Below are 4,600 nucleotides of genomic sequence, written 5' to 3' on the forward strand. Positions count from 1 at the left end.
GCGGGCGCGCAGGATGTCGGCCATGGCGTGCCTCACCCGCTGCGGGTGACGCGGACGTGGATCGCAGCCGCAAGCCGGTCGGCCAGTCGCAAACGCCGCTCGGCGCCGGCCAGAAGCATGACGCCGCCATCCGATGTGATGCGTCCGCCATCAAACGCAGCTGTGATCTTCTTGCGTCCGACGGCTGGAAAACACAACGGCGGGGACGTATCGTCATGGCGGGTGTGGCTCGCGAGATCTGGTGAAGGGTTGGCCCAAGCAACCGAATCCTACGCCAAAATCAACCGCTTAAGCTACATCCGCCAGCCTCTCCAACAAACTGTCATACATGAGACGGGCTAGGCTAGTGGTCGTCGCCCGCCAGCAGGACCGCTGCACGGCAGGGCAGCGCCGCCAAGTCGAATGGCGATCCTGATGATGAAGACACCGGTGCTGTAACAACTGCAAGACGCATGATTACGGGATCGACTCTCTAATACCGGTTTTGCAGATACTGAGTGGCCCCACGAGATCGACAGTTGGAGATCAGCCGGGGTTTGCTGGAAGTGGTGATGATAAGGGGATAGGCAAAGATAAGAAACTCAAGTTCTGCAGCCGCACCAGCCATGGCTGTTCGGAAAACCGCCTTGGAGTGTACGTGCATTAAAATTTTGGACCTGCCTCAAATCGGGACCTGCGGACCCCAGGCGCCCACAATTCCTGAAACTTCCGCTGCCCGCGGCCTGTTTGACGTTGCGGCGATCAAGGCGGCGGCTGGTTGCCTTTGGAGACCCGGGCATAGATACGATCTATGAATTTGAGGTGCAGGACCTGTCGATGTCGACGGAAACTCCGTTCACCATTCCAGGCCTCTCGAGTGGCGTAAGCGCAGGCGGCCGACAGCATCGCACGCAACATCGGCGTTTGAAAATGAGCGCGACTACGCCGAGACGGATACACAATCGCCGTCTCGTCTGGGCGCAACTGTGCTCGTCGCCGACCGATCGAAAAGGCGCGCTTTCATCTAAAAGCCAGATGACGCCGATATAAACATCACATTTGACCAAAGCCGTCCGCGCGACCGATGGTCGGATCCGCCTATTGTATGCAACTGCGCTGTGAGTCGCAGATGGGGAAACTGATCCGGTGCGAGGGAGGTTGGGGTGACGACGCGCAAAGAATTGCTTGAGAGAGTAGTCGAACAGATTGCGGACTGTCGCGAGGGCGAGATTGCATCGATGGGAACCGCCCATTTAGATAAATGGGTTCGTCAATTTCCCGGAGCGTCCCAGGAGCCAATCCTTGCAGAGCTTGGACATGTGTTTAGCAAAACCTATTTCACCCGCAAGACTTTCGCTGATTTCCTCTCTGAGACCGCAGTCAGTTAAGAAATTACCGGCGGCGATTGCCAACGAATTCTGGAAAATGTTAAGGTATTGCAGCTTCAAACGGCGGGAAATAGCCAAAGGAATATGTTGTCGATATTCGACAAGGCGCCACAGAATACCTTCGGCTTGAAGATTGCCGACTGCGGCGGTAACGCGCCAGATACCTTTTGTATATCGATGATGTCTTGTTCTCTGGGGGGCGGATTAGGCATGATGTCGTCAAATGGATCAAGGAGGCCGCTCCCCAGCAAGCCAAGCTCGCCATTGTGACCAATGCAAATCATCAACTTGGCGAGTGGCGAACAGGAAAGGACATTGCTGAAGCGGCTAAGGAGGCAGGCAAAAATATCAACGTGACATGGTGGCGCGTATTCCAGATCGAGGATCGGAAGGCCTATATGACCAGTTCCGACGTGCTGCGACCTACAATGACTCCTGCCGATCCCGCGACGGCGGCCTATGTGCAGGGCCTAAATCTGGAACTGAACGCCCGGTCAAATTGGAGGTTTGGGATTCTTCTCCTCCGAAAACGGCCGGGCGCTGCTTGAACAGCAATTTCTGGTGTCCGGCGTTGGAGTGCGCGCCATGTGCCCTACCTAAACGTCTATATGCGACCCCTCGGAAACAGCATGATGGGAACGACGGATTCGGCTCAATGATAGTTACCCATCGCAATTGCCCTAACAACGCCCCTTTCGTGTTATGGGCGGGCAATCCACGGTATCCTTTGTTCCCGAGGAAAACGTGACCTGCCACGGGTAATTTCCTCCATCTGAGATCAGAGTCCGGCCTCGATTGAAGGACGGACTGATGAAGAGAAAGCGGTTTACGGAAGAGATGGAGTATTCGGTTCAGCTCGCTGAACGCCTGGCCCCTTTTCGGATCATGGCGTTTGTCTGATGCTCAGAGCCGACCTGGCAAAGGAGATCGGCATGAGCGTTTATGCAGGACTGGATACTTCACTCGACGCTGTAGCTATTTGCGTTATCGCCGAGACCGGCGAGATGCTGTGGCAGGGAAAGGTGCTCGGTGACCCGGATGCTGTGACGGCTGCACTTCAGCGATGGCGGGACGATCTCGTTCGCGTTGGCTTGGAAGCCGGTGCGACATCGGAGTGGATCGGCGGACACCTGGTCGACGAGGGCTTCCCTGTCGTGTGTCTCGAGAGTCGACATGTCAAAGCGGCTCTGGGCGCGATGACGGTGAAGACGGACCGGAATGACGCGCAGGGAATTGCACAGATTGTGCGCACAGGTTGGTTCAAGGCAGTTCATCTGAAGTCCGCTGCCGGCCAGAGGCTGCGCACGCTCACCGCCGCGCGCAAGGCTACGGTCAGGGCGGTCACTGCCAACGAGCAGGTCATCCGAGGCTTGTTGCGTCCCCTGGGGCTAAAGATTGGCGCCGTCACGCGCGTTCGTTTCGAGGCAAGGGTTCGACAGCTGGTCGGAGCGGATCGGCTGTTGCTGGGTATCTTTGAACCGCTCTTGCAGATGCACAGGTGTCTGCGCGAGAACCTGGCGGATCTGCACCGGCTCGTCCTGAGAGCGGTTCGAGTCGATCCCATCTGCCGTCGCCTCATGACCATGCCTGGCATAGGACCCGTCACCGCGCTCACCTACAGGGCAACGATCGATGATCCCAAGCGCTTCCGCCGATCCAGATCGGTCGGTGCGTATCTCGGCCTCACACCGCGAAGATACCAGTCTGGAGAAGTCGACAGGGTCGGTCGCATCACCAAAGTGGGTGACAGTGAGACGCGAACGGCCTTGTTCGAGGCGGCAAACGTCATCCTGCGCCCGACGACCCGATGGTCGAGCATGAAGGCTTGGGCAATGAAGATTGCCAATCGACAGGGTGCCCGACGTGCGAAGGTCGCCCTGGCCAGACGAATGGCAGTCACCCTTCACCGCATGTGGGTTGACGAACAGGATTTCCGTTGGTCGGCAGCTTAGGCTGAGCTGTCCACGGAATAGCGAGCGCTCGATGCAGGGCGCGGTCCGGACGAGTTCGCATGATCTGTCGTTGCCGCTTCCCGAGCACGCCGAAGAGCTTTGAACCGATCGGACCCACGGACACCATCATGCCGGCGGCTGCGTGCCGACCGCGAACAGAAGCAAAGAACCTGCATCGAACGTCACGCCTTGACTGGAGGAAACCGAATACAGAAGCAGATCATCGCGGTTCTGCGTGAGCATGAGGCGGGGGCGAAGGCGGGCGACCTGGCGCGCCAGCATGGGATCTCCGAGGCGACGCTGTATAACTGGAAGGCGAAGTATGGCGGGATGGACGTCTCCGATGCCAAACGGCTGAAAGCCTTAGAAGACGAGAACGCGAAGCTGAAGAAGCTGCTCGCCGACCAGATGCTGGAAGCGTCGGCACTGCGCGAGCTTCTTTCAAAAAAATGGTAGGGCCCGCCGCCAAGCGCGAAGCCGTCGCGCATCTGCAGGCCACGATGGGCTTGTCGGAGCGGCGGGCCTGTTCCTTTGTGGGCGCTGATCGCAAGATGATCCGCTACCAGTCTCGCCGAGCGCCAGAGGCGGCACTGCGCGGCCGGCTACGCGACCTGGCCAACGAGCGCCGGCGCTTCGGCTATCGGCGGCTGTTCATTCTGCTCAGGCGCGAAGGCGAGGCATCGGGTATCAACCGCATCTACCGGCTATACCGCGAAGAAGGACTGGCCGTGCGCAGCGACGCTCCAGGCGCCGAGCGGTAGGGACGCGGGCACCGATCTTGGTCCAAGCGAAGCCGAACGCGCGCTGGTCGCTGGATTTCGTCCATGACCAGTTCGGCTGCGGCCGGCGCTTCCGCGTCCTCAACATCGTCGACGACGTGACGCGCGAATGTTTGGCTGCGATCCCGGACACCTCGATCTCCGGCCGCCGGGTGGCGCGTGAACTGACGGAACTGATCGCCCGGCGCGGCGAGCCGGGCATGATCGTCTCTGACCACGGCACCGAGTTCACCTCGAACGCGATCCTCGCCTGGTCGAAGGATCATCAGGTGGAATGGCACTTCATCGCGCCGGGCAAGCCGATGCAGAACGGCTTCTGCGAAAGCTTCAACGGGCGGATGCGGGACGAGTTGCTGAACGACACCCTGTTCCTCGGCCTCGACCATGCCCGAACAACCATCGCCGAATGGGCAGACCACTACAATCCTGTTTCATAACACCCATCTGTCTATGTCGTTGAAGTGAATAGGTTTTGCTGATCTGGATGCGATCCCGTGGGGTA

4 protein-coding genes and 2 pseudogenes are annotated in these 4,600 nt (G+C 59.0%); 5 read left to right on the top strand and 1 reads right to left on the bottom strand.

Annotated features, from left to right (window positions below):
- A pseudogene (locus NKH41_RS33770) lies at nt 1–197 on the bottom strand (transposase); the annotation flags it as partial.
- 945 nt (nt 198–1,142) lie between these two features.
- Between NKH41_RS33770 and NKH41_RS33775 the strand changes: the two are divergent.
- The 5 genes and pseudogenes from NKH41_RS33775 to NKH41_RS33790 all read left to right on the top strand — a co-directional run.
- Entirely contained in the window at nt 1,143–1,367 is a 225-nt protein-coding gene (locus tag NKH41_RS33775) for a hypothetical protein (RefSeq protein WP_352935934.1), read from the top strand.
- Nucleotides 1,368–1,534: 167 nt separating this feature from the next.
- On the top strand, nt 1,535–1,915 hold the full coding sequence (locus NKH41_RS33780) for a phosphoribosyltransferase-like protein (protein ID WP_352935937.1): 381 nt from the start codon (nt 1,535–1,537) through the stop codon (nt 1,913–1,915).
- 23 nt (nt 1,916–1,938) lie between these two features.
- Nucleotides 1,939–2,115, top strand: a complete 177-nt coding sequence (locus NKH41_RS34350) for a phosphoribosyltransferase-like protein (RefSeq protein WP_502906095.1) — start codon at nt 1,939–1,941, stop codon at nt 2,113–2,115.
- 184 nt (nt 2,116–2,299) lie between these two features.
- Nucleotides 2,300–3,319 carry an IS110 family RNA-guided transposase gene (locus NKH41_RS33785; RefSeq protein ID WP_352792120.1) on the top strand — a complete coding sequence of 340 codons (1,020 nt, stop codon included), beginning with the start codon at nt 2,300–2,302 and terminating at the stop codon, nt 3,317–3,319.
- A gap of 189 nt (nt 3,320–3,508) precedes the next feature.
- Nucleotides 3,509–4,523: pseudogene (locus NKH41_RS33790) on the top strand (IS3 family transposase); the annotation flags it as partial.
- Between the last annotated feature and the right edge of the window lie 77 nt (nt 4,524–4,600).

Source organism: Mesorhizobium sp. M1169 (genome assembly GCF_040318345.1).
Lineage (GTDB): Bacteria > Pseudomonadota > Alphaproteobacteria > Rhizobiales > Rhizobiaceae > Mesorhizobium.